17 protein-coding genes, 3 tRNA genes and 1 pseudogene are annotated in these 22,649 nt (G+C 52.7%); 12 read left to right on the top strand and 9 right to left on the bottom strand.

All coding sequences use genetic code 11. The features are described 5' to 3' along the window. Nucleotides 1-89 precede the first annotated feature (89 nt). The 3 genes from HMPREF0636_RS06280 to HMPREF0636_RS06270 all read left to right on the top strand — a co-directional run bounded on the left by HMPREF0636_RS06280 (nt 90) and on the right by HMPREF0636_RS06270 (nt 2,150). Nucleotides 90-163, top strand: a tRNA-Ile gene (locus HMPREF0636_RS06280). Between the two features lie 17 nt (nt 164-180). Further along, nucleotides 181-254, top strand: a tRNA-Ala gene (locus tag HMPREF0636_RS06275). Nucleotides 255-623: 369 nt separating this feature from the next. Then, nucleotides 624-2,150, top strand: coding sequence for a Do family serine endopeptidase (locus HMPREF0636_RS06270; RefSeq protein WP_044169198.1), 1,527 nt, complete (start codon nt 624-626; stop codon nt 2,148-2,150). Nucleotides 2,151-2,549: 399 nt separating this feature from the next. On the opposite strand, the gene HMPREF0636_RS06265 is transcribed toward HMPREF0636_RS06270, so the two are convergent. The 7 genes and pseudogenes from HMPREF0636_RS06265 to HMPREF0636_RS08255 all read right to left on the bottom strand — a co-directional run bounded on the left by HMPREF0636_RS06265 (nt 2,550) and on the right by HMPREF0636_RS08255 (nt 9,450). Next, a complete protein-coding gene (locus HMPREF0636_RS06265) occupies nt 2,550-3,671 on the bottom strand; it encodes an ABC transporter permease (RefSeq protein WP_044169196.1) in 1,122 nt (373 codons plus the stop codon). Between the two features lie 6 nt (nt 3,672-3,677). Then, complete coding sequence (locus HMPREF0636_RS06260; RefSeq protein WP_044169194.1) at nt 3,678-4,781, bottom strand: ABC transporter permease; 1,104 nt, start codon at nt 4,779-4,781, stop codon at nt 3,678-3,680. Nucleotides 4,782-4,817: 36 nt separating this feature from the next. After that, nucleotides 4,818-5,612: pseudogene (locus HMPREF0636_RS06255) on the bottom strand (ABC transporter ATP-binding protein); the annotation flags it as partial. After that, nucleotides 5,579-6,520, bottom strand: coding sequence for an ABC transporter ATP-binding protein (locus tag HMPREF0636_RS06250; protein ID WP_044169192.1), 942 nt, complete (start codon nt 6,518-6,520; stop codon nt 5,579-5,581). The gene HMPREF0636_RS06250 and the pseudogene HMPREF0636_RS06255, both read right to left, overlap by 34 nt. After that, on the bottom strand, nt 6,501-7,400 hold the full coding sequence (locus tag HMPREF0636_RS06245; RefSeq protein WP_044169191.1) for an HlyD family secretion protein: 900 nt from the start codon (nt 7,398-7,400) through the stop codon (nt 6,501-6,503). The genes HMPREF0636_RS06250 and HMPREF0636_RS06245 overlap by 20 nt, the downstream gene beginning before the upstream one ends. A gap of 146 nt (nt 7,401-7,546) precedes the next feature. Continuing rightward, nucleotides 7,547-8,830, bottom strand: coding sequence for a TolC family protein (locus HMPREF0636_RS06240; protein ID WP_052328775.1), 1,284 nt, complete (start codon nt 8,828-8,830; stop codon nt 7,547-7,549). 8 nt (nt 8,831-8,838) lie between these two features. Next, complete coding sequence (locus HMPREF0636_RS08255) at nt 8,839-9,450, bottom strand: TetR/AcrR family transcriptional regulator (RefSeq protein WP_052328774.1); 612 nt, start codon at nt 9,448-9,450, stop codon at nt 8,839-8,841. 557 nt (nt 9,451-10,007) lie between these two features. Between HMPREF0636_RS08255 and HMPREF0636_RS06230 the strand changes: the two genes are divergently transcribed. Together HMPREF0636_RS06230 and HMPREF0636_RS06225 are read left to right on the top strand one after the other, a co-directional pair. Continuing rightward, a complete protein-coding gene (locus tag HMPREF0636_RS06230) occupies nt 10,008-11,141 on the top strand; it encodes an OmpA family protein (protein ID WP_044169189.1) in 1,134 nt (377 codons plus the stop codon). A 29-nt stretch (nt 11,142-11,170) separates the two neighbouring features. After that, nucleotides 11,171-12,355, top strand: a complete 1,185-nt coding sequence (locus HMPREF0636_RS06225; RefSeq protein WP_044169187.1) for an OmpA family protein — start codon at nt 11,171-11,173, stop codon at nt 12,353-12,355. Nucleotides 12,356-12,685: 330 nt separating this feature from the next. Here the strand turns inward: HMPREF0636_RS06225 and HMPREF0636_RS06220 are convergent, their stop codons facing one another. Then, entirely contained in the window at nt 12,686-13,465 is a 780-nt protein-coding gene (locus HMPREF0636_RS06220) for an ADP-ribosylglycohydrolase family protein (RefSeq protein WP_044169186.1), read from the bottom strand. Between the two features lie 340 nt (nt 13,466-13,805). Here HMPREF0636_RS06220 and HMPREF0636_RS06210 point away from each other — a divergent pair, with 340 nt between their 5' ends. After that, nucleotides 13,806-14,018, top strand: a complete 213-nt coding sequence (locus HMPREF0636_RS06210) for a hypothetical protein (RefSeq protein WP_155807303.1) — start codon at nt 13,806-13,808, stop codon at nt 14,016-14,018. A gap of 2 nt (nt 14,019-14,020) precedes the next feature. Continuing rightward, nucleotides 14,021-15,154, top strand: coding sequence for a major capsid protein (locus HMPREF0636_RS06205; RefSeq protein WP_044169183.1), 1,134 nt, complete (start codon nt 14,021-14,023; stop codon nt 15,152-15,154). Between the two features lie 342 nt (nt 15,155-15,496). Here HMPREF0636_RS06205 and HMPREF0636_RS06200 read toward each other — a convergent pair. Then, nucleotides 15,497-15,568 (bottom strand) — tRNA-Arg (locus HMPREF0636_RS06200). 349 nt (nt 15,569-15,917) lie between these two features. Here HMPREF0636_RS06200 and pdxH point away from each other — a divergent pair. The 5 genes from pdxH (at nt 15,918) to HMPREF0636_RS06175 (ending at nt 22,628) form a co-directional block, all read left to right on the top strand. Then, a complete protein-coding gene (gene pdxH / locus HMPREF0636_RS06195) occupies nt 15,918-16,568 on the top strand; it encodes a pyridoxamine 5'-phosphate oxidase (RefSeq protein WP_044169181.1) in 651 nt (216 codons plus the stop codon). Nucleotides 16,569-16,694: 126 nt separating this feature from the next. Next, nucleotides 16,695-17,612, top strand: a complete 918-nt coding sequence (locus tag HMPREF0636_RS06190; protein ID WP_044169180.1) for a tyrosine-type recombinase/integrase — start codon at nt 16,695-16,697, stop codon at nt 17,610-17,612. An 86-nt stretch (nt 17,613-17,698) separates the two neighbouring features. Continuing rightward, nucleotides 17,699-19,288 carry a lamin tail domain-containing protein gene (locus HMPREF0636_RS06185; RefSeq protein WP_044169179.1) on the top strand — a complete coding sequence of 530 codons (1,590 nt, stop codon included), beginning with the start codon at nt 17,699-17,701 and terminating at the stop codon, nt 19,286-19,288. A gap of 530 nt (nt 19,289-19,818) precedes the next feature. Then, nucleotides 19,819-20,442, top strand: coding sequence for a TetR/AcrR family transcriptional regulator (locus HMPREF0636_RS06180; protein WP_044169178.1), 624 nt, complete (start codon nt 19,819-19,821; stop codon nt 20,440-20,442). A 71-nt stretch (nt 20,443-20,513) separates the two neighbouring features. Then, a complete protein-coding gene (locus HMPREF0636_RS06175) occupies nt 20,514-22,628 on the top strand; it encodes a TonB-dependent receptor domain-containing protein (protein WP_248616890.1) in 2,115 nt (704 codons plus the stop codon). Nucleotides 22,629-22,649: the final 21 nt, after the last annotated feature.

The following is a 22,649-nucleotide window of genomic DNA, read 5'->3' as shown; positions in this document are numbered from 1 at the left end:
CGATGAGTTAGGCTTTCTCTCTTGCGATTGTGCTACCTTCTGATGTCATATCTTTTATTATTCTCATCTATTCTTAGAAGTCCTAAGACAGTCCTATAGCTCAGTTGGTTAGAGCGCTACACTGATAATGTAGAGGTCGGCAGTTCAAATCTGCCTGGGACTACTTAAGTGACTTACCATGGGGGATTAGCTCAGCTGGCTAGAGCACCTGCTTTGCACGCAGGGGGTCAACGGTTCGAATCCGTTATTCTCCACTTCCTATTGACCTCTTGAGGTCTATAAATTACCAATACATCATCAGCGAGTAAGGTCTTCCTTGCTCGCTGATTTTTTATACCCCATCCATTCTTTACCTTGATATGTCTCTAGCATGCTTTAACTATTCAGTCTTTGCTCTACCGGTGCTATGTATCATTGCGATGCTTGTTCTGGGGGATGAAGTGTTAGAGCAGAGGAACAAACGATTAAACTTTGGCATATTCTTTGTTTCCTATAAAATACAAGTGTTGTAAAAGAATATACATTAGGAGCTGAGGGGGGCGTTATAGAGGCGTGACTCTTTGTGGGGTAAGACCTCGCATTCCCTCAGCAAGATAATCATTAGACAATATAACTCGTATCGTATGAGCAAAGTGTGGAAGAATGTCGCAGCGACACTAGGACTGGTCGCTGTGAGTGTTGTGGCATCGGCTACAACGGTGCATGTGATGAAGAATGGTACCCCTTCGGGGAGGGCTTCCTCGGAGGTAAGCGGTACGGAGGCTACGCTTTCGGCTTCGGATTATGGCTTCCAGAATGCAGCACTCTCCGTGGGGCAGCGTCCGATTGGATCTGCTCCAGATCTCACCCCTGCTGCTGAGGCTTCGGTCAAGGCTGTGGTGCATATCAAGGTGCAGAAGGAGCAGCGTGTGGAGCAGCAGCAGATGATGGATCCCTTTGAGTTCTTCTTCGGTGGAGACCCTCGCAATAGCAGCCGTCGCAGTCAGCCCGTCGTGGGCTATGGCTCAGGTGTGATCATCAGCAACGATGGCTACATCATGACGAATAACCACGTTGTAGACGGAGGGGATGAAATTAAGGTGACATTGAATGATAATCGCACCTTCAAGGCCAAGCTCGTAGGTGCTGACTCTGGCTCGGATATTGCCCTGCTGAAGATTGAAGGTTCGGACTTTCCCACGATTCCCTTCGGCAATTCGGATAACCTTCGCCTCGGTGAGTGGGTGCTGGCCGTAGGGAATCCCTTTAACCTCACCAGTACCGTCACAGCGGGTATCGTGAGTGCGAAGTCGCGCTCTACGGCTTCCGCTGGTGATCAGCTGGAGGTAAGTGCCTTCATCCAGACCGATGCAGCTGTTAATCCCGGTAACAGTGGTGGTGCGCTGGTCAATGCCTCTGGTGAGCTCGTCGGGATCAACACGATGATTTATTCGCAGACGGGTAACTATGCCGGCTACTCGTTCGCCGTGCCCATCAATATCGCAGCCAAGGTAGTCTCCGACATCAAGAAGTATGGTACTGTACAGCGTGGTGTCCTCGGTGTCGTAGGTAGTGAAGTCACCTCAGAATTGGTGCAGAAGGAGGGGCTAAAGGTCAATGAGGGCTTCTATGTCGCTGACTTTGCAGAAATCAGTGCCGCCCTTGCTGCAGGTATTGAGAAGGGTGATGTGATTACGGCGATTGCTGGGCATAAGATCTCGAGCTTTGGGCAGCTACAGGAGCAGCTCTCTCGCTTCCGTCCTGGGGATAAGATTGATGTACAGGTAAACCGCAAGGGGGCTGACAAGACCTTTAAGGTAACGCTTAGAAACATGGAGGGAGGCTCCTCCATCATCAAGCAGACCTCTACGCTGGATGCACGACTTGGGGCTACACTTCGCCCTCTAGAGGCGGATGCTCGCCGTTCCTACGGACTGTCCTATGGACTCGTTGTCGAGTCTCTCCGCTCGGGTGCACTGAAGAATGCGGGGATACGCGAAGGGTTCATCCTCCTCACGGCTAACGATAACCCCCTGCGTAGCATCTCAGACCTCAATAAGTCCATCTCACCCGTCAAGGGTAAGACGGCACGTCGCACCACCTCGATTCTTATCCTACGAGGCTTCTATCCTCAGTCAGGTGATGTGGTCACCTACACTGTAGAGTTGTAGGAACCCTCAGTAAAGCATAGCAGAACATAGCCCTCGGAGAGTAGTCTCCGAGGGCTATGTTGTTTCCTATACTAAGGCTGGGAAAGTTCCCCGTCTATTCTTTTGTCCTCTTCTTCAGAAATAATTATCCAACACAAATGCCCTAGATAAAGAGCTGGAGAAGGGGATGCAACGAGTTACCATAAGTCGTTGTAACGAGTTACTATAACTCTCTTCGACGAATTACCACAACTCTTTGACATGAGTTACCATAACTCTTCGTGACGACTTATGGTAACTCGTTATTTCTCATGTTTCTACCCGTTGTATTTTGTTTAATGTGAGTGTGTTATGAGTTATCTCTGAGAAGGTGGAGGAGCGTATCCCGAACTTGCCTATTGGGAGAGCTACATTTCTCCCTTAGCTCCTCTTGCGGTAGGAGAGGAGGGCTAGGGAGCAGGAGGCTAGGGCATAGACGGCGAGTGCGCCGAGCTGTGGGAGTAGATCCATGAGCCCACTCCCCTTGAGGTAAATGCTTCGCATCGCTTGGACGAAGTAACGTAGGGGATTGAGGTAGGTCAGCATCTGTGCCCACTGGGGCATACTCGTGATGGGGGTGAAGAGTCCACTCATTAGGAAGAAGAGCATCATGAAGAAGTACATGACGAACATCGCCTGCTGCATCGTCCCTGCAATATTCGACACACATATCCCCAGCCCCGACATCACCAGCAGGTATAGCAGGGTGAAGGCAAGGATGTTGCCGATCCCTCCAGCTGGGGTAAGTCCGAAGAGTGTTGCTGCCAAGCCCATAGCCAGCATGAGGACGAAGAGCCCGAGTGTCCAGTAGGGGATGAGCTTACTTAGAATCAGTGTCCAGGGGCGGACGGGGCTCACATTCATCTGCTCGATTGTGCCCGTCTCCTTCTCCCCGACGATATTTAGTGCAGGGAGGAAGCCCGTGAGCATTGTCAGAAGCATCACCATCAAGCCCGGCACCATAAAGGCTTTGTAGTCCAGATGGGGATTGAACTGGTATTGGCTCTGCAGGGTGAACGTAGGGAGGGCTGTGTACGCTCCCCTCTCTGCGCTCCCTACACCTGCCTGCCTCAGCTCGGAGGCATAGTCATGCAGCACGCTGGAGAGATAGGTAGAGCCAAGGATACCACGAGTGCCATTGACGGCATTGGCAGCGAGTAAGACTTGGCTCCCCTCTCCTTGTACGATTGCTTTCTCCAGGTCACGTGGGAGCTCTAGTATGATGTCGGTCTCTCCTGCCTCCACCCCTTGGAGTGCCTCTTGGTGGCTCTTCGGTAGGGCGACGAGCTGGAAGTAGCCCGAGCCTTTGACCTTCTCGATGAGCCTTCGGCTAGTCGTGCTGTGGTCGTTGTCTAGGACGGCCACACGCACCTCCTTGACCTCTTGGTTGGCAGCGAAGGGCAGGACTCCGAGCATCATGAAGGGCATGAAGAGGATGACACGTGGGAGGAAGCGATGACGCAGGATCTGCTTGAACTCCTTCTCCAGTAGGTAGCGTAGCATGGTGCTTTATTCTAGTCGGGTCTTAAACTTATATAGGCTCACGAGGATGAGGACACTCGTCATCAGTGTGAGGGCAAGGATCTCCGTCTCGACATGCACGAGGCTGGCCCCTTGGATCATAATCTTGCGCATAGCAGCGATGTACCAGCGTGCAGGCATGAGTGTCGATACCCACTGCAGGACGACGGGCATGCTCTCGATCGGGAACATCAGCCCCGAGAAGATCATCGTCGGAGCCATCAGCGCCATCCCCGAGGAGAGCATGGCGGCCACCTGACTCTCTACGAGGGTGGAGATCATGAGCCCTAGCGATAGGGCAAGGAGGATATAGAGCATCGATACTCCGAAGAGCAGGAAGAGACTCCCCTCGATAGGTACGTCGAGGACAAAGGCAGAGAGGAGCAAGATGCTGATGAGATCCACCAGCGAGAGGGCGAAGTAGGGTACAGCCTTGGCAAGAATGATGTAGAGGGGGCGTATAGGAGAGGCCAGCAAGACCTCCATGGTCCCCATCTCTCGCTCTCGTACAATAGCGATAGCCGTCATCATCGCGCAGATGAGCGTGAGGATGATACCCATCACCCCTGGGACGAAGTGGTAGGCACTCTTTGCCTGAGGGTTGTAGAGCATACGGGTCTCAGCTTGGATGAGTACGGGTGCTCGGTGCTCCTTGAGTAGACGCTCTTGGTAGGAGGAGAGGACGGCTGTGGCATAGCCGATGATGGTACGTGCTTGGTTAGGGTCTGAGCCGTCGGCGATGAGCTGGATCTTAGCCTCTCCCGTCTGATGAAGGTCACTATCAAACTCAGGGGAGAAGGCAATGGCGAGCCGTATCGCTCCGCAACGGAAGAGGCTATCCACCTCGCTTGGGCTTCCCACCTCATGAGTCACGACGAAGTAGGGGCTGGCATCTAGCTGGGCTATGATCTCCCTCGCAGTCTGCCCCGAGGAGGCATAGACGGCGACGGGAGTACTACGCACCTCGGTGGTGATAGCGAACCCGAAGAGCAAGATCTGCGCTATGGGGATCCCCAGCAGGATGAGGAGCGTCCAGCGGTCTCGGGCTATATGCTTGCACTCCTTGAGGACAAAGGCTAGGAACTGCTTCATTGTCTTATCTGATTAGAGTCGTGGGGGAAAGGGCTCTTAGCTGTCTGAGCGCTTAGCCCCACGGGCTAAGCGCTGGAATACCTCTTCCATGGAGGCGACCCCATAGGTCTCTCTGAGTGCACTCGGGCTATCTAGGGCATCAATACGCCCATCGACCATGATGGATACCCGATCGCAGTACTCTGCCTCATCCATATAGTGCGTGGTGACGAAGACCGTGATACCCCTCTGGCTAGCAGCGTAGATGAGCTCCCAAAACTGCCTTCGGGTCACGGGATCGACACCTCCCGTAGGTTCATCGAGGAAGACCACCTCGGGCTCATGGAAGACTGCTACGGAGAAGGCGAGCTTCTGCCTCCAGCCTAGAGGGAGGTCTCGTACGAGGGTGTCTCGTCTAGCCTCGAAGCTAAGACTCGTGAGGAGCTGCTCTGTCCGCTCACGTATGAGCTGCTGTGACATGCCGTAGATACCCCCGTAGAGGCGGAGGTTCTCCCACACACGCAGATCCTCATAGAGCGAGAAGCGCTGGCTCATATAGCCGATGTGCTTCTTCACTTGCTCGGCTTCACGGGTGATGTCGTAGCCTGCCACACGCCCTTCGCCAGAGGTCGGCTTGCTAAGCCCCGTGAGCATGCGCATAGCCGTTGTCTTGCCTGCACCATTCGCCCCGAGGAAGCCAAAGATCTCGGCCCTCTTAACCTCAAAGCTAATCCCATCGACAGCGTGGAAGTCTCCAAAGCTCTTGCGCAGATCTCGGGCTACAATTACCTCCTCGCCCATTGTTTCTCTAAGTTCGCTCATGATGCACTCGGATGTAAAGCCATGAAGCAGTCCTCCACCGAGGGGCTAATCTGCTCTATAGATACGCTGGTATGCCCTGCACGATGTAGGGAGGAGCGCAGAGCCTCTACCCCTTGGCTACCTGTACGCAGTGTGACGTGGTAGCTCTCGCCAAAGGTATAGGCGGTCTCTACCTCGGGACTCTGCCTTAGGTCTGTGAGTAGGGGGATCATACGCTCACTACGTACTGCCCAGAGGGTGTGTGGGTAGCTTGCCTTAATCCCCTCGGGACTATCCACCTGCAGGATATGCCCAGACTGCATGAGGGCAATACGTCCACAGCGAGAAGCCTCATCCATATAGGGAGTGGAGACCATGATCGTGAGCCCCTGCTGCTGGAGTCTCTGGAGCATATCCCAGAACTCCCTACGTGACACGGGGTCTACCCCCGTCGTAGGCTCATCGAGGAAGAGCACCCGTGGGCGGTGGATCAGGGCGCACGATAGGGCGAGCTTCTGCTTCATACCCCCCGAGAGCTTGCCTGCCCGTCGCCCCTCGAACCACTCGATCTGCATATAGATATCTCGGATGAGGCTATAACCCTCCGTGACGGTAGTGCCGAAGACGGAGGCAAAGAACTCGAGGTTCTCCCGTACAGTCAGATCTTGGTAGAGGGAGAATCGCCCCGGCATATAGCCTAGGATGAGGCGAAGGGCTCGGTAGTCACGCACCACATCTAGTCCCTCTACGCTCGCTCTTCCGGCAGTCGGCAGTAGGAGAGAGGTGAGCATGCGCAGGAGTGTGGTCTTGCCTGCACCATCGGGGCCGATGAGCCCAAAGAGTTCGCCATGACCGATAGAGAGCGAGAGCGGATGCACGGCCTCTAGCTGGCCGAAGCTCTTCGCTAGCCCTTCGATCACGATGCTGGGCTCTTGGTGATCAGAAGCGTACCTCTGCATACATCCCTAGCTTAATCAGTCCATCATTGGCTACGGAGACCTTGATGGCATAGACGAGGTTGGCTCGCTCGTCACGTGTCTGTATGGTCTTCGGCGTGAACTCCGCTTTCTCGGAGATCCAGCTGATATGCCCCTTGTACAGCCTGCGCTCATCCCTACCTGCATCGGCATAGACGGAGACCTCCTGCCCTAGTCGTAGCTGGGTCAGTTGGCTGGCATCTACGTAGGCTCTGAGGTACACCAGCCTGAGATCGGCTACCCGAAAGAGTGCACGTCCTCGTACAGCTAGCTCTCCTGCCTCGGAATACTTGGCGAGTACGACGCCATCGATGGGGCTCTTGAGGACGGACTTCCTGATCTCGTCCTCGACTTGCTGTACTTGTACGCTGAGGGTGGAGGCCTCATTGCTGAGTCCTTGGTTCCCCCTCCCTAAGGCTTCGGTCTGGGCAGAGAGCTGACGCTCTAGGACGGAGAGTTGTGCGGAGAGGTCATCGACCTGCTTCGTGGTGGCTGCCCCTGCACGCTGTAGCTCGGTGAAGCGGGTGAGCTCTCGTCGCTGTACGGCGATCTGCTCACGTAGGGAGGCGATCTGCACGGGGATGTTGGAGCGTCTCCCTCCGAGGGCATGGATAGAGGAGTAGAGCTGCATCTTCCTCAGATGAAGTTGGGTGGTGTCGATGAGGCCTACGGGGACACCTGCCTTGAGGGTATCACCCTCCTGCAGGCGAAGGCTGAGGAGCTCGCCCGTGGCATTGGCAGATACGGTAACCTCGGTAGCCTCGAAGGTACCTGTAGCGTCATATTCGTTGTCCCTCCCCGAGCAGGCGGTGATGGGGAGCAGTAAGCCGAGGATGGGGACTAGTGACAGAAGTCTATTCATGGGGTCGTTGTCGTTACTTGGAGATATAGTATGGGCTTGTGGGGCTCGTGAGGGGAGTACGCACCCTAAAGTATCGGGTGCGAAGGGAGACACATCACCAAGGAAGGGAATGCGTGGGGGGTGAAGGGTCTGAAACGGGGTGGATACTATACTCCTGAGAGCCAGCGAAGGTCGTACAGGAGCTGTAGATACTGTACTTGGTGTAGGATTTTCTCCTGCTCAGCTAGACGGACTTGGGTTAGGTCACGCATGAGGTCTGCCCCCGAGAGTGTGCCATGCTCCATCTTTGCTACTGAACTGCTGTAGACACGCCGACGAAGGGCGATTAGCTCATTATCATAGTGGAGCTGTGTCCGTACCTTCTCCAGCGCACCTGTCTTATTGGTAATCTCTATCTGCTGGTTTGTGATGAAGGTCTCACGCTTTAGGTCGAGACTACGCTCTTGTGTGGAGAGCAGACGCTTGTTGTTGCGGTGCGTATAGAGATTCCCAAGAGACCAAGAGAGACGGGCTCCGACGATGTAGTAGGGGGCGAAGTCTCGGTCTAGGAGGTTGAGCCCGGGGCGAGCATAGCCCCCTTGGGCAAAGAGTCCTAGAGTGGGGAGTAGGGAGGCGGATAGCTCCTTGCGCCGAGCATCCAGTGCCTGGGTCTGTCGGTCGAGTACATGGAGCTCAGGGCGAGTCTTATGCTTCTGCTCGGCTATCTCTGCTGTGGGGAATCGGAGTTTGGTGCTATCGGAGAGCGTATCACCCATGAGAAGGCTTAGTGCTCCGAGGTAGCTATGACGTAGGGCGAGGTACTCACTACGGGTACGCTCGGAGCGGATGCGATCTGCCTCCACAGCGTCTAGGTCGCTGGAGGTAGCTACCCCTCCGTTGATGAGGGTCTCTACCTTGTGCTTGGTGCGTAGGACCTCCTCGTGGAAGAGGTCGTTGTAGCTCTGTTGCTCTGAGAGGAGGAGTAGGGCGAAGTAGATCTCGCTCACCCTGCGCCTCAGGGCATAGAGGGAGACATCTGTCTCTGCTCGGTTCACCTCAGCCTCGGAGTTTATGGTGGCGCAGGTAGCAGCTGTCCTGCCCCCATCCCAGAGGAGCTGGCTGACATCGATCGTCACCCCATACTGGTCACGCTCTACCTCGGGAAGGCTTATTGGGATACCTAGGGAGGCAAAGTCTAAGGGCATCTTAGTGACCTCAGACTGGTAGGAGGCCTTGGCGTTGAGGGTGAGCTGGGGATGGTAACGCTTGCTGGCGTTGGAGAGGCTGTAGTCCTTGGTCTGCTCGATGAGGGCATATTGCCGGCTCAGGGGGTAGTGCGCCTCGGCCCGTCTCCAGCATTCCTCTAGGGTGAGCTCCTGTGCGGAGCCTGCTCTAGGGATGAGGAGCGTAAGGAGGGCAAGGGTAAGAGCCTTCGTTAGGATACGTGCCATAATAAGGGTTATTGGGGTCTTAGCCGAGCTAGGACTGTAGTGATAAGCTCTGTGCAGTGAGCGTCAAAGTCGGCGTCCTGGAGAATGTGTCCAGTGGCAGCCCGCTTGAAGGTGGCTAGAATGAAGAAGGAGATATTCTGTGTGACGACGAGGTTGAGTAGTGCCTCGCCACGGACATCGCCTATCCGTCCTGCGCTACGCTCTGCCCTCAGGTCTTCCTCTAGGTGGCGTAGGAATTCACCTCGAGCCCGAGAGAGCTCCTGCGCATAGGGGATCGCACGCTCTGGGCAGAAGAGTATCTCCTTGAGGACGAAGGGGACGAGGCGCGGGTTCTCCCTAAGGAAAGAGAGGTGGGCAGAGATGAGTCTCGTGATACGCTCCTCGAAGGTCTCATCCCGACGGTCGAAGCTGAATATGTTCTGGAGCATGAGCTGTACCTTGCTCCCGAAGATCCGTGCAAAGAGGTTCTCCTTCGTACGGTAGTAGTAATGTACCAGCGCACTATTGCATCCCGCACGCTGGGCGATCTGGGCGGTCGTTGTCTGGGCGAACCCCTGCTCGAGGAAGAGCTCCTCGGCAGCTAGGAGGATCTCCTCCTCGGTCTTTTCTTCTTTCTTCATACTCAATCTGTGGCTAAGGGGCTACTAGAGTCTTCGTTTATGATTAGTTGCCTTATTTAATCGCAAAGTTAAACTAAATAATTAATTCGGTACTATCGTATAATAAATGGAGCAAGTATGCTCATCCATTCTTCCTGGCAAGAGCCTGCCCGAAGATGTGCGATGCTTGTGCTATAATAGCCTTCGAGGGAGCTTCTCTGGGGGCTATTTGCGTCTGCCATGAAACCCTTGCTAGGGTCTCTGCGACACCCATGCAAGGGTCTGAGAGGAAGTCCTAGCAAGGGTCTTTTTCTTCCCCTAGTATGGGTTCCGTTGGCTTCTCCTTTCGGTTTGGGAGGGAAAGTACATGGGACTAAGGAGGGAGTGGACTTTGTTGTTCCTCGTGATGCTTGTAGGGATAGGAGAGCTGAGCTTAGGGATAATCCGTGTCAGATGTAGGAAGCTAGGGAGAGGAATGAATAGGTATAGATCGCTACAATGTGTGTAAAGAAATCTCTATCTTTGCTAGAGATTGTAAGCAAAAAAAGTATCAACTCGATTTTTAGAATAAGTCAATTATGAAACTTAAGTTCACAGTGCTTGCACTAGCAGGAGCTACCATACTCTCCGCTAATGCCCAAACGGAGCTCTCCTCTACGGAGGTAGCAGCTCATCGTCAAGCCTTCTCGCATGAGCCTGGAGCAAACTACTTCATCTCTCTAGGTGGAGGTGTAGGTGCGATGTTCCTGAAGGGGAACAACCATCCCAGCCTCACGGAGCGTCTCTCCTTCACGGCAGCTGTAGCCCTGGGTAAGTGGCACACCCCTTACTATGCTACCCGTCTGAAGGTGCTAGGCGGACAGGCGTTTACCTATCAAGACATGACCTTCACACGCAACGAGAACTATTACCTCGGTGCACATTATGACTTCATGTTTGATGTCGTAAACTACTTCTCGCCTTATAATGAGAACCGTTTCTTCCACCTCATCCCTTACGTTGGTGTTGGGTACGAATACAAGTTCAAGAACAAGGAGCCTAAGCTCCAGGACGCACACGCCCTCACGGCTAACGCTGGCCTGCAGCTAAGCTTCCGTCTGGCACGTCGTGTAAACCTTTTCCTCGAAGGGGAAGCAACGTATAACGGCCTGAACCTTCGTAACTACGAGAACCTAGGCTATTCAAACGCCTTCCGTGTGTCTGCACTAGCTGGTTTGAGCTTCAATATTGGTCGTCAGGGCTTCCGTGTCGTAGAGCCTCTTGATCAGGAGTACATCGATGGCCTCCAGTCTCAGATTAACGCTCTGCGTGCAGAGAATGCTGAGCTAGCTAAGCGCCCTGAGCACTGTCCCGATGCAGACGAGCTAGCAGCTCCTGCAGAGGCTGTAAGCGATCGCTTCGTAGCTGATAAGTCGATCCTCTTCTCTCAGGGTCAGGCTACGGTATCGAAGGATCAGCTGATCACAGTCTTCGATGCTGCTGAGTTCGCTAAGAAGGGTGAAGGTGAGCTCCTCGTGACAGGCTACATCGCTAAGAACGAAACTCGCTTCAAGGGTCTTGCAGAGAAGCGTGCACGTGCCGTCGCTAAGCTCCTCACTGAGCAGTACGGCGTATCCTCTGACAAGATCACCGTCGAATGGAAGGAAGCTGGCGAGGCACCCTATAGCTCAAATCAGGGCTGGAACCGTGTAGTCATCATCCGCTCTAAGTAATCACCACCCGAGTCAAGACAATAAACAGAATGAAGACGAATATTATAACACTTGCACTGGCTACGCTCGTAGCTACGGGTGCAATGAATGCGCAGGAAAACAACCAGCCTGCTCATAAGACGACCTTCGCTAAGGATAAGGCTTCGGCTCACTGGTTCCTTGAGGTAGGTGATGCTGCTACCATTAGCCTAGCAGGTACAAACCGCCACGCTAAGTTTGGCGATCGCATCAGTCTCGTTAATCCTAACCTTGGTATTGGTCGTTGGATTAGCCCAGCCTTCGGTATGCGCCTACAGCTACAGGGTGGGAACATCTATGACTTCCCTTACTCTACGAGGATGATCCCTAGCCCTAGCCCAGCTGCCCCTCCTACATATGTCGTAGAGTATCCTCGCAACGATGTGCGCTATGGTTGGGCACACCTTGACTTCCTCTTCGATGTCACGAACTACTTCATGCCCTATCGTGAGGACCGTGTCTTCCACCTTATCCCCTTCGTAGGGATCGGTGGTGCATACGTGCCCAACGTCAAGACCCCTCAGGGGACGGTAGAGCGTAAGAAGTTCAGCCCAACGGTAGATGGTGGTCTCCAGCTGAAGTTCCGCCTCTCTCGTGTCATCGACTTCAATGTCGAAGGGAAGATGACTGCAGCAGACCTGAAGCTCCCCGCTACAGCTCTGCCAGGTGACCGGACAGCTGACTTCATCGGTCAGGTAGGTGCATCGCTGACCTTCCACCTCGGTAAGAAGGCTTTCGATCCAATCACGCCTAACGATCCAGCACTTATCGCTAGCCTCAACGATGAGCTTAACCGCCTTCGTGCAGAGAATGCCGAGCTAGCTAAGCGTCCAGAGCGTTGCCCAGACGTTGTGGCTCCTGTAGCTGCTACGCCTAAGGTTGTAGGGAATGTGATCTACTTCCGCATCAACAGCGCTGTCATCGACCGCAACCAGGTAATCAACGTCTACAACATCGCTGAATACGCTAAGAGCAATACCGAGACGATTACGCTCGTTGGGTATGCTGACCGTCAGACGGGTACGCCTGACTACAACATGGCTCTATCTAAGCGTCGTGCAGAGGCTGTAGCCGACATGCTGGTCAATAAGTATGGTATCTCACGTGATCGTCTGAAGCTCGACTGGAAGGGTGACACCGTCCAGCCCTACGATGAAAACGTCTGGAACCGTATCGTACTGATGAGCGCTGAATAGCCTCCACTACTGAAACTAAATAAACTCCCCCGCTATGTCTCTCTAAGGAGCATAGCGGGGGAGCTTTTATTGGTGCCTTACTTGTCTGTCGTGCTGTGCCGAGGGATAGAGGTCGGGTACAGCCCTTGGCCCACCTCCAATCATAGGAATGTAGCTAGACGAGGGGTTCATCCCTATACCTAGCCACCCAGAGCTTACTTTATCAAAAGAGGGTAGCGTACTTCCTCAAACACAAACAGCCCATGGGTTTTATCCCATGAGCTGTCTATCTGAGTATGGGAGGAGGGGAATAACTCTTGCTCTCCCCCTTGTAGTATCGACATTGCTTGATTAGTTCTTCTTTTGTAGCCATATTTCAAATTGGTTGATTGTTATTTGCATTTCTTTGGGTAGGTAGGTGAGCGCCTCCTGTTGGATGGCTTCGGGGACACCATAGTGTGCCTCGGCAAGTCCACCTACAATAGCACCAATAGTGTCGCTATCCCCTCCTATGGATATGGCCTTTCGGATGGCGTCCTCAAAACTTGAACTTTCGAGAAAACAACAGAACGCTGGAGGTATTGTGCCAGGGCATGTCTCGTCAAACCTATTTGTTTTCTGTAGCTTGGGAACGCTTATGCCTCTGATTTCATACCCATACTCCTCTTCGGCGAGCTTCTGTATATCAGCCTTGCTAGCCCCATGGCGTAGTAGCCAAATAGCATGAGCTACAACCACTGCTCCACGTATGCCCTCGGGATGATTGTGGCTACAACTTGCGCTGGCCTCGGCATGCCTCAGAGCATCATCTAGGTTGCTAATATACCCACAGGGAGATACTCGCATGGCGGATCCATTACCGAAGCTACCGTAAGGTTGAGGGCTATCTGATTGTACCCACTGTGCAAATCTACCGCCATAGCCACCCATTGGGCAGGGGTAACGCCTGCACCATTCGTGTATAACCTTTCCAAAATCTTCATCACGAAGCAGAGCATCAGCTACTGCTATCGTACATATAGTGTCGTCGGTGAATGAGCATTCAGGTGTGAATAGCTCAAAATCTACACTGTTGGTGTTGTGGAACTCAAATCTAGAGCCTACAATATCACCGATTATTGTACCTATCATCTTGCTTTATTCGTTTTTCGTTTTATCTCTCCCCCTCGCACTTCACTCTTCTTTCCTATGTACGGGTGTTCCTCTATGATTTTGTATGCCCAGAGGGTGTGGATAGACACCCCAAACTCGTCAGGGGTAAAAATCTCGTAGGTAGAGGCTATCGAGCCAAAGTAGTAATGCCTTCCTCCATACATAAGGTGGTATATTGTGTTGCTATGTGCCATATCCACAACGCAAGGATACGAATATTTTTATAATAATAGCAAAGTGAGGGTGTTTCTCTTTTTTTTGTTTTGTCGTTTTGAAATAATGCGCTATATATGAGTACCAACCCAATTAGCAAATGAATATGGACTTACAGAAGATTATAGAGCTGCTTAAGGCGCAGATGCCAAATGCCACTGACATACCAGGAGGCGTAGCCTTAGACCTGTCTCTTCTTGCAGGAGAGACAAAGACGGTGCTGGTAGGTCATACCATCCTAAAGAAGGATAACAAGCACTACAGCACACCGGTGATAGGTAATGCTTATGTCGTGTTTCTAACTAGAAAAAAGAGATAGATATGACAGCTTCTATTTTTAGAGAGTATGTAGCCAAGTACCTTCGACCTACTGTGGCGAGGATCTACGAGTTGATTAACGGGAAGCCAGAAGGGTCACAGCCGAAGCTTCTGCACAAGGTGATGCTCACCGAGGAGCATACCACCAAAGATTCATGGGATGGCCCTTCAATTTCTCGTTGTAGCGTTTCTGTGGGTGATGTACCTATGGTCTCCTCTATACCTCTGAATAGTAGGATTTCATTCTGGGGAGCGACATCGATTCCTAAGTTTACAATAGCCTATCGCAAGAAAGAGAGCGATATCAAGGATCTACAAGTGGCGATTGCTCTTGGAAATAGCGAGGCGCAGGTGGCAGAAATGCTGATGAGAAATGCTGACCTCTGTATTAAGGGCATTGAGGTTGATAAGGAAATCATCTTCTTGCGAGGTCTCTCTACGGGGGTTACGCTTATACCTAATGAGAATAGCAATGGGGAGCACATTTGTATAGACTTTGGGTACAAGGAGGAGAACACTTTCACCGTGGGCAAGAGGTGGTCAGAAGATGGCGCAAAACCTCTCTCTGACCTGCGGGTCGTCCTTGAGGACGCTGAAAGTGTAGGTCTACGACCTGCTGTCATGATGATTTCTCGAAAGGCATTCAACCTGTTGCGTTCTTCCTCGGAGGGTAAGCAGCTCGGGGCAAGCCATATTGGGGCAATCACCACGGAACCATCCAACCTGCCCGTGCCATCTTGTGCGATACTCCTTGAAGCATTGAAGGATGAGCTTTCTATTGATGTCGTAATCGTAGACTCAACCTTCCGCGTTCATGCAGAAGATGGTACTATCCAAACTGTTCGTCCATGGGAGGTGGCTAATGTGGTGTTCCTTCAATCGAACATTGTCGGTCGCCTCGTCTGGAGTGACTGCGTTGAGAAAGTATTTCCAATAGGGGGCATTGAGTATGCCTATGGACAGCAGGGTACGCTCATCAGTATGTACCATGAAGTAAACCCCTTCTCAGAGGTTACGATGGCAAAAGCTCTTGCCATCCCTGTAATCGACTGTGCATCTGAGGTTTTCATCTTAGAAACAGGGACTGTAACCTCTGGCTCAAAGAAGGAAACGAAGGCGAAGAAGGAACGAGTATAACTATTTGCTTTTTCCTTATGTTACCTGAGGCTATACGTCTCAGTTGCCTAGAGAGCGCTTTACCCAGATTTCTACAAAGTGCAGAATGTCTCTCAGGAGGGTCCTTATATAAAGCCTTGGATGATGCTGTGCTAGCCAATCAGGCCAACTTTTACTAAGAGCGGGGTGATCTTCGTCCCATTCACAGGAACAAAGTACGCCTACCTACAAAAAACAGCCTTGGAGTTTGGAGTGTATATGCACGCCAAGCCCCAAGGCTTTATTTCGTCCACTAATGTATCCGCCTTAAATTTTAGACACATTGCCTTATGTTCTACTTCAATGCATTGCAATGAGTAGTTGTGCCCTCGAGCAGAATCGAACTGCTATCTAAAATTTAGGAAATTCTTGTTCTATCCGTTGAACTACAAGGGCCCGATACCGAGCGTATGATGGCTCTCCGCCTACTCGGCCTCCGCAAAGATAGTGAAAAATCGATGCTCCTCAGTCGTGATATGCTATCAGGGATGGCATTCTGTAGGATAGTCGGAAGGGTAAGTGTTGGAGATAGAGATATGCCTTCGTGGCTAAAACTCCTCCGTATGTGACCCTCTGGTGAGCTACTTCCCGAGAGGTAGTCAGAGGCACTCTGGACAAGGGAGACGGAGAGGGAGGAACAGCGATGATCAGAGAGAAAGACGTACATTTGCCCTTACTTATGGAGGGAATGCGTGGTATGTGCATCATCCTCCGAGGCAAGGAATAACAGACGCATTAATAGATAATGGCAAAAGACCTCCACCTAGAGAATATCCGTAGGGAGTATTCTTCCCTTAGCCTTAGCCGTTGGGACTTGCCCCAAGATCCCTTTGAGCTCGTGGAGAAGTGGCTGAACCAAGCCATCGAGACCCAAGTGAATGAGCCCACGGCGATGTTGGTTGGCACAGCTACACCCGAAGGTCGCCCAAGTATACGTACCGTCCTACTCAAGGAAGTGCTGGATGGGCAGTTTGTCTTCTATAGCAATTATGAGAGCCGTAAGGGGAGGCAAATCGCAGCCAATCCACATGTTGCCTTGACCTTCCTCTGGCATGAGCTGGAGCGACAGATACATGTCGAGGGGCAGATCCATCGCCTCAGTCCTGAGGAGAGTGATGCGTACTTTGCTATGCGCCCGTATAAGAGTCGTGTCGGTGCACGTATCTCCCCACAGAGCCAACCTATACCATCACGAGAGTACATTATGATGCGGTTTGCTGCCGAGAGTTTACGCTTCGTAGGCCAGACCGTTCCGAGACCAGAGAACTGGGGGGGATGGGCAGTAGTACCCGAGCGTATAGAGTTTTGGCAGGGGCGTGATAGTAGGCTACACGATCGTTTCCTCTACGAGCGAAAGGAGGATGGGAGCTGGGGTATTCATCGGCTAGCTCCCTAAAGTAGCGTGAGGCTAGGTATAAGAGATGCACTCCGCTGGATGGGTAGGTCTTGTAGAACGGGTGCTAGGAAGTCGCCCCGCTTTTTGAGCTAATTGATGCCCTTTCCCCGTCATCAGATGCCGTCTATGAATCACATACAGGAGTTTCTTGATTACTTGCGTTTTGAGGTCGATGCCTCGCCGATGACAATCGAGAATTATGGCAAGGATCTCTGGGCCTTCCTCGCTCACGTAGAGGCGAGGAAGGGAGAGCCTTTTGTGCCTTCGCAGCAAGATCTTGACCTCGTACGTGGGTGGCTCTCACATAAGCTGGATACGGGGTCAAAGGCCTCCTCCGTGGGGAAGTACCTCTCTTCACTGAAAAGCTACTATCGTTACTTACTCAAGCTGGGGGTCATCAAGGTCAATCCCATCCAGGCTCTCCGTCCACCAAAGGCGGACAAACCTCTACCTGTCTATGTGCCTACCGAGGATGTAAATCGGATTATCGATGAGGTGGTAACGCCTACCGACTGGCGTGGGCAGAGAGACCAGCTCATCCTCTCGATCCTCTACGAGTGTGGCCTTCGTCGCTCGGAGCTCGCTCACCTAGTAGATGCCGATGTCGATACGGGGCTACGCCAACTCAAGGTCTTGGGGAAGGGGCGAAAGGAGCGCATCGTTCCCTTTGGTGAAGGACTGGCTCAGATGATCGAGGCGTGGCGTGAGGAGCGGACGAAACTCTTTGGGCTGACAAAGAGCCTGCTCGTATCGTCCTCTGGAGAAGCGATGAGCCCCGAGGCAATTTACTCCGTTGTGCATCAAGCGCTCCGCTCTGTCCCCAACCTCTCTCGCCGAGGAGCCCATGCCTTGCGCCACTCCTTTGCAACAGATATGCTCAACTCGGGTGGCGATTTGATGCTCCTTCGTGAACTGATGGGGCATAATTCGGTCTCCACAACGGTGCGCTATACGCATACGTCCTTTGAGCAGTTGAAAAAGCTCTATGCTGCTCACCCACGTGTGGCACGCCCCCCTCGAGATATTCCCGATGGGGATGAATAGCCTAGCTGTCTGTCTCTCTTCTGCTCTCTACGACCTTTTTCTATGCCTCCTCTACACCATCTTTCCTCTCCCCTGTTTACAAGACCATGACACGCCTCCGATACCTCCTGCACACATGTCACCTTTTTCTTGCTCTCCTCCCCCTTCTGCTCTCTGTCGAGATACTGAGAGCGCAGGAATGGACTCCTGACCTTGCACAGGACGGGGTGCCTTCAGCTGAGCATTGGCGTCTTGATCGGAATCATTTCACCATCCATGAGGGTAAGATACAGCTCCATGCCCCACGTCCTAAAGCTCGCGGGCTAAGCGTACTCTCCACCTCTTCCCAGCTCCCCGAGAGACCTAGTTTTACAGGGCGTATAGCCTGGGGTACACGCCTCTCACAAGCCAACTATAGCTACATCCTACTCTGCTGTGTTGCCTCCTCTGGCGACACGTACGACTATGTTGCACTTGCCCTTGGGGGTGGTTATTCTGGGCTTTCTCTTGTCCAGCTCTCTGTGCAACTCATGCCAGAGGGTTCTTTGCCCCGCATTCGTTGCAGAGAGGGGGCTACGCTTATTGAAGACGAGCGAGGTGAGAGTATTCAGCCTTCGTCTCTGGACTATCGTGTGGACTACAGTAGGGAGGAGGGTTGGACGCTGTATGTTGCTTCCCCAAAGAAGCCTCTTGTGTGGGGTAAAGTAGGGGTAGCAAAAGAGCCGAAGGTAGATCTGGTGAGGTCTAATTCCTTTGCTTGGGTCTGCGGTTATTCGGCAAACAATAATGAGGCTTGGGAACTTAGCCGTACCAAGATTACACCAGTCCCCAAGGAGGACACACCACCTTCCCCTGACGATGAGGAGCCCCAAGCACAAGGTATCGATCCTCACCCTGGGCAACATATCATCTTCTCGGAGGTGATGTCTGCCCCGAAGACGGATGGATGTGAATACATTGAGTTGTATAACCCGACGGAGGAAGCTCTTAGTCTCCAGCCCTATCGCCTTGCGGTGGGAAAGGATGTTGATAGCTTTAAGCTACTTGCGTTCCCAGACCAAAGCCTAGGGTCGAAGGCCTTCCTTGTCCTTACGAAGGACGCCCAGCAATTCCTTCGCCTCTATCCACAGCTTGGCTCCGAGGAGGTGCTGGAGGTTGCTCTGCCTCGCCTGCTAAATAAGGCGGGTGTCATTGGGCTAATAGACGGAGATGGGAAGACCATTGATGGGTTTAGCTACGATGTTAGTCGCCTGCCCAAGGGACTGCGGAGCAAGCGAGGGATCGCTTGGGAGCGTAAGGATATTCTCCTCGATGGAGAAGATAAGAACTGGCTACCTGCACGAGCTAAGGCAGGGTATGCCACCCCTGCACGCCCCAACTCCTGTTGGTCGGACTCATCTGAGGAGGATGAAGGACGGAGTGATAACAAAGCCACGACATTGCATGCCCTCCTGCAGGAGCTTACTACGCATCCTGACTATCAGCATTCTTGGCGTCTCTATGACGTCTCGGGCAGTCTAATCGTACAAAGTGAAAAACAAACGACCTCCGACCAGCTGACTGAACTATCAGTTCGCCCTTTTGACTTCCTTGCGCGGCTTGTTGGGGCAAGGCGAGGGCTTTTTCTCCTAAGGGTTCAGATCTTTCCTGCGGAGGGGGATGCCATCTTTCGTTCCGTAAAGCTATTCTTCCCCTAACAGGAGCTTTTTTCTCTGTGTTTTTCCCTTGCTTGGACAGGGGAAATGGCGGGGTGTTACTCTAGAGTATATCACTTTAGAGATAGGCTGTGCAATGCCCTATTTACAGGGCCTTGCGAGGAGGGGGTGACGAGTTACCACAAGTCGCAGTAACGAGTTGTGGTAACTCGCTTCGATGAGTTGTGGTAAGTCGTGAGAGAGAATTATGGTAAGTCTCTGGAGGGAGTTATAGTAACTCGTTAAAGTGGTGTTGCGAGGGAGAGGTATATACCTGTTCTTTAGCCTGTTGCTCTTTGTTTGTGGATGGACTTTTGACCTTAAAGCGGGAGGGATAGGGAGCATGGAAAGCCCCTAGGAGTTACAATGGAGAAAAGGGTGCAAGCAGGATTGGATGGCTTGGGAGGTATGGTGAGCGTAAGTCACGTGTGAATACCCACGAGTAGGTATTGGTGAAATGAGAATGTGCCTCTACCTTTGCAACTGCGCTGGAGAGGTCGTTCGTTCGGGCTTTCGTGCAAGAAGATATATAGATGGCGACAACAAAGGAGTTGATACTGAGCTGTGCGAGAGAGCTATTCCTAGAGCATGGGTACGAGGGAGTGTCCATGCGGATGATTGCTACACGCTGTAATATAAGCCTTGGGCTTACTTACCACTACTTCGTGGGGAAGGAAGCCTTGTTCTCCGACATCATTCGCCCCGTGGTACAGACGTTAGATTATATCTTCATGCAGCACAACAGCCCAGAGCATTGTAATGAAGCTATCTTCGAGGATATAGAGCTGGGGCAGTATCGAGAGTTTCTCCTCTTGGTCACCAAGTACCGTAGGGAGCTGCGACTGCTACTCCTATATGCTAAGGGGTCTCCATACGAAGGGTATGAACAAGAGTTTATCAAGCAAAATAATGTCTTGGGGCGAGCATACCTGAATATGCTCAAGGAGAAATACCCTACGATGCGGACAAACCTCTCAGATCGTATCCTACAGATCACGGTCGAGAACTGGCTCCACGTGCTGAAGGGCTTGCTGTCAGAGGAGCTGGATGATTCCGAAAGGGAGCAGATATTGCGTGAGTACTTCACCTTCACCACCGGAGGGTGGAAGCGACTCATCGCTGACCCATCAATAGAAAAAGAAAAAGCCGAGGGATAGCCCTCGGCTTTTTCATTGAACGAATAAGGATATATGTTCAAATCATGTACACGATGTACGCTAACAGAATAGTGGGAAGATGGCTATTGCTCGCGCTCCTTCTCCTTGTTCCCTACCTTGGGCAAGCACAAACGGACAGTGTAGAGCTTAAGGGACAAGCCCTAAAGGAGGTTGTGATTTCGGCCAAAAGCAAGGAGCGTAAACTCCATGAGAGCGGACTCCCTGTCTCCATCATCTCTGTGAGGCAACTACAGGGCACTGCCTCGGGTATCGACGACGTCCTTGCCCGTACAGCTGGCATCACGATCCGCCAGACAGGTGGGGTGGGGAGTAGCTCTCGCCTCTCCGTACGTGGCCTCGAAGGCAAGCGTGTGGGGGTCTATATAGATGAGCAGCCGATCGGGGAGCTCTCCGACATGGTGAGCCTCAATGACGTCCCCATAGATATGATCGATCATATCGAGGTCTACAAGGGGATCGTCCCCAACAAGCTCGGGGGAAACAGCATGGGCGGTGCGGTGAATATTGTGCTGAAGGAGTACCCGCCCTTCTACCTCGATGGCTCGTATGAGGTCGGTTCGTTTCATACGCATCGTCTAAGTACGATCCTCAAGCGGCACGACCGAGCCACAGGGCTTACCTATGGGGTAGGTGGTGGCTTCACCTACTCGGCCAATGACTATGAGATGAGCTTGCCTCAGCGGCAGAACCTCGTCGTACGTCGTGAGCACGACCACTTCCGAAAGATACTAGCAGGTGGATCGATCACTGCCGACGAACGCTGGGGCTTTGAGCGGGCAAAGCTCGAGTTCTTCCTCGCAAATACCTACCGAGAGCTACAGGGCATTGTCACCCCGATCGACTCCGCATACAATCACAACCTAAGCATAGGGACGACACTCCTGCTTAAGCGTAGGCACTTCCTACTTCCTGGGCTAGACCTAGACAACGAGCTATCGGGGGTCTATTCCTACGGCGGGTTAAGGGATAGAGCCACTTCACGGCGAGACTGGGATGGGACACCCCTTCCCCCTACCTCGCCCTATGGGGGAGAGCTGCAGAACCTTCCCTCCGATGGGCATAATAGATCTTACTATATAGCCGACAAGCTCTATATGACGTACACTCTCTCGGGGAAGCAGGCGCTCTCCCTCTCCGCTCGCCTGGCTGCCACGGTAAGCCGTCCGAGGGATGATTACCAGAGGGAACGGATGCACTATGAGGCCAGTCGCCCTGGGGATGTGCTCAGCCTTACCCTTGGACTTGGGCATGAGGTCTACGCCTTCGATGATCGCTTTCTCTCGTCTCTTACGGGGAAGTGGTACTACTACAAGACGAGAGGCGAACAGCCCTCCTACTTCGGCTCTAGCACGTTTGTGCCGGTGAGTTCTACTAAGGGAGACTTCGGCATTAGCGAGGCTCTCCGCTACCAGCTTCTCCGCCCACTGATGGTTAAGGGTTCGGTAGCATGGGAGCTGCGTTTACCCAGCAGTGAGGAGCTACTTGGCAATGGATACCTGATCCTGCCTTCGACGGCACTTAGCCCAGAGCGCAGTCTCTCGGCCAATCTAGGTTTGCTCTTTCAGTCCAGCTACTCCTACGGCAGGACAGAGGTGGAGATCAACGGTTTCTACAACGATGTGCGTGATATGACCCGTCTGGTCTCTGCGATGGGGCCTGCCCTGCAGTATACGAACTTCGGTCAAATGCGTTCCCTCGGTATCGAGGCTGAGGTCAAGAGCGATGTCACCCCTTGGCTCTATCTCTACGCCAATGCCACCTATCAGGATCTCCGAGACACACGTACCCTAGAGCCTCGCTCCACTCGCCCTAACCCCACCTATGGAAAAAGAATGCCCAACATCCCCTATCTCCTAGGGAATGCTGGGCTGGAGATCCACTGGATGGATCTCTTCGGCTTCGTCAGAGGTGCCAATACACGTCTACTGTGTGATGCCTCCTATGTGCATGAGTACTTCTATGACTTTGAAGTCTCTCGCTTCCAAGAGCGACGCATACCATCTTCTATTAGTTTGGATGCAGGCCTAGAGCAAAGCTTCGGCAATGGTCGCTGGACGGTCACGGCGAAGGTCAAGAACCTCCTAGACCGAGACCTCTACAGCGAATACAATCAACCCTTGCCTGGACGTAGCTTCTCACTCAAGCTACGTTACCTCCTCAAGTAACTTAATCATTCACTCAATAAG

Origin of the sequence: Porphyromonas catoniae ATCC 51270 (assembly GCF_000565015.1) — a bacterium.
GTDB classification, from domain to species: Bacteria; Bacteroidota; Bacteroidia; order Bacteroidales; family Porphyromonadaceae; genus Porphyromonas; species Porphyromonas catoniae.
This window is presented reverse-complemented; position numbering and strand designations above follow the sequence as displayed.

Excerpts from the sequence above, each read along its gene's own strand:
- HMPREF0636_RS06240 (WP_052328775.1), bottom strand. The coding sequence starts at position 8,830 with ATGGCACGTATCCTAACGAAGGCTCTTACCCTTGCCCTCCTTACGCTC.
- HMPREF0636_RS06180 (WP_044169178.1), top strand. The coding sequence starts at position 19,819 with ATGGCGACAACAAAGGAGTTGATACTGAGCTGTGCGAGAGAGCTATTC.
- HMPREF0636_RS06230 (WP_044169189.1), top strand. The coding sequence starts at position 10,008 with ATGAAACTTAAGTTCACAGTGCTTGCACTAGCAGGAGCTACCATACTC.
- HMPREF0636_RS06265 (WP_044169196.1), bottom strand. The coding sequence starts at position 3,671 with ATGCTACGCTACCTACTGGAGAAGGAGTTCAAGCAGATCCTGCGTCAT.
- HMPREF0636_RS08255 (WP_052328774.1), bottom strand. The coding sequence starts at position 9,450 with ATGAAGAAAGAAGAAAAGACCGAGGAGGAGATCCTCCTAGCTGCCGAG.
- HMPREF0636_RS06185 (WP_044169179.1), top strand. The coding sequence starts at position 17,699 with ATGACACGCCTCCGATACCTCCTGCACACATGTCACCTTTTTCTTGCT.
- HMPREF0636_RS06270 (WP_044169198.1), top strand. The coding sequence starts at position 624 with ATGAGCAAAGTGTGGAAGAATGTCGCAGCGACACTAGGACTGGTCGCT.
- HMPREF0636_RS06210 (WP_155807303.1), top strand. The coding sequence starts at position 13,806 with ATGGACTTACAGAAGATTATAGAGCTGCTTAAGGCGCAGATGCCAAAT.
- HMPREF0636_RS06220 (WP_044169186.1), bottom strand. The coding sequence starts at position 13,465 with ATGATAGGTACAATAATCGGTGATATTGTAGGCTCTAGATTTGAGTTC.
- HMPREF0636_RS06205 (WP_044169183.1), top strand. The coding sequence starts at position 14,021 with ATGACAGCTTCTATTTTTAGAGAGTATGTAGCCAAGTACCTTCGACCT.
- HMPREF0636_RS06250 (WP_044169192.1), bottom strand. The coding sequence starts at position 6,520 with ATGCAGAGGTACGCTTCTGATCACCAAGAGCCCAGCATCGTGATCGAA.
- HMPREF0636_RS06260 (WP_044169194.1), bottom strand. The coding sequence starts at position 4,781 with ATGAAGCAGTTCCTAGCCTTTGTCCTCAAGGAGTGCAAGCATATAGCC.
- HMPREF0636_RS06190 (WP_044169180.1), top strand. The coding sequence starts at position 16,695 with ATGAATCACATACAGGAGTTTCTTGATTACTTGCGTTTTGAGGTCGAT.
- HMPREF0636_RS06245 (WP_044169191.1), bottom strand. The coding sequence starts at position 7,400 with ATGAATAGACTTCTGTCACTAGTCCCCATCCTCGGCTTACTGCTCCCC.
- HMPREF0636_RS06225 (WP_044169187.1), top strand. The coding sequence starts at position 11,171 with ATGAAGACGAATATTATAACACTTGCACTGGCTACGCTCGTAGCTACG.
- pdxH (WP_044169181.1), top strand. The coding sequence starts at position 15,918 with ATGGCAAAAGACCTCCACCTAGAGAATATCCGTAGGGAGTATTCTTCC.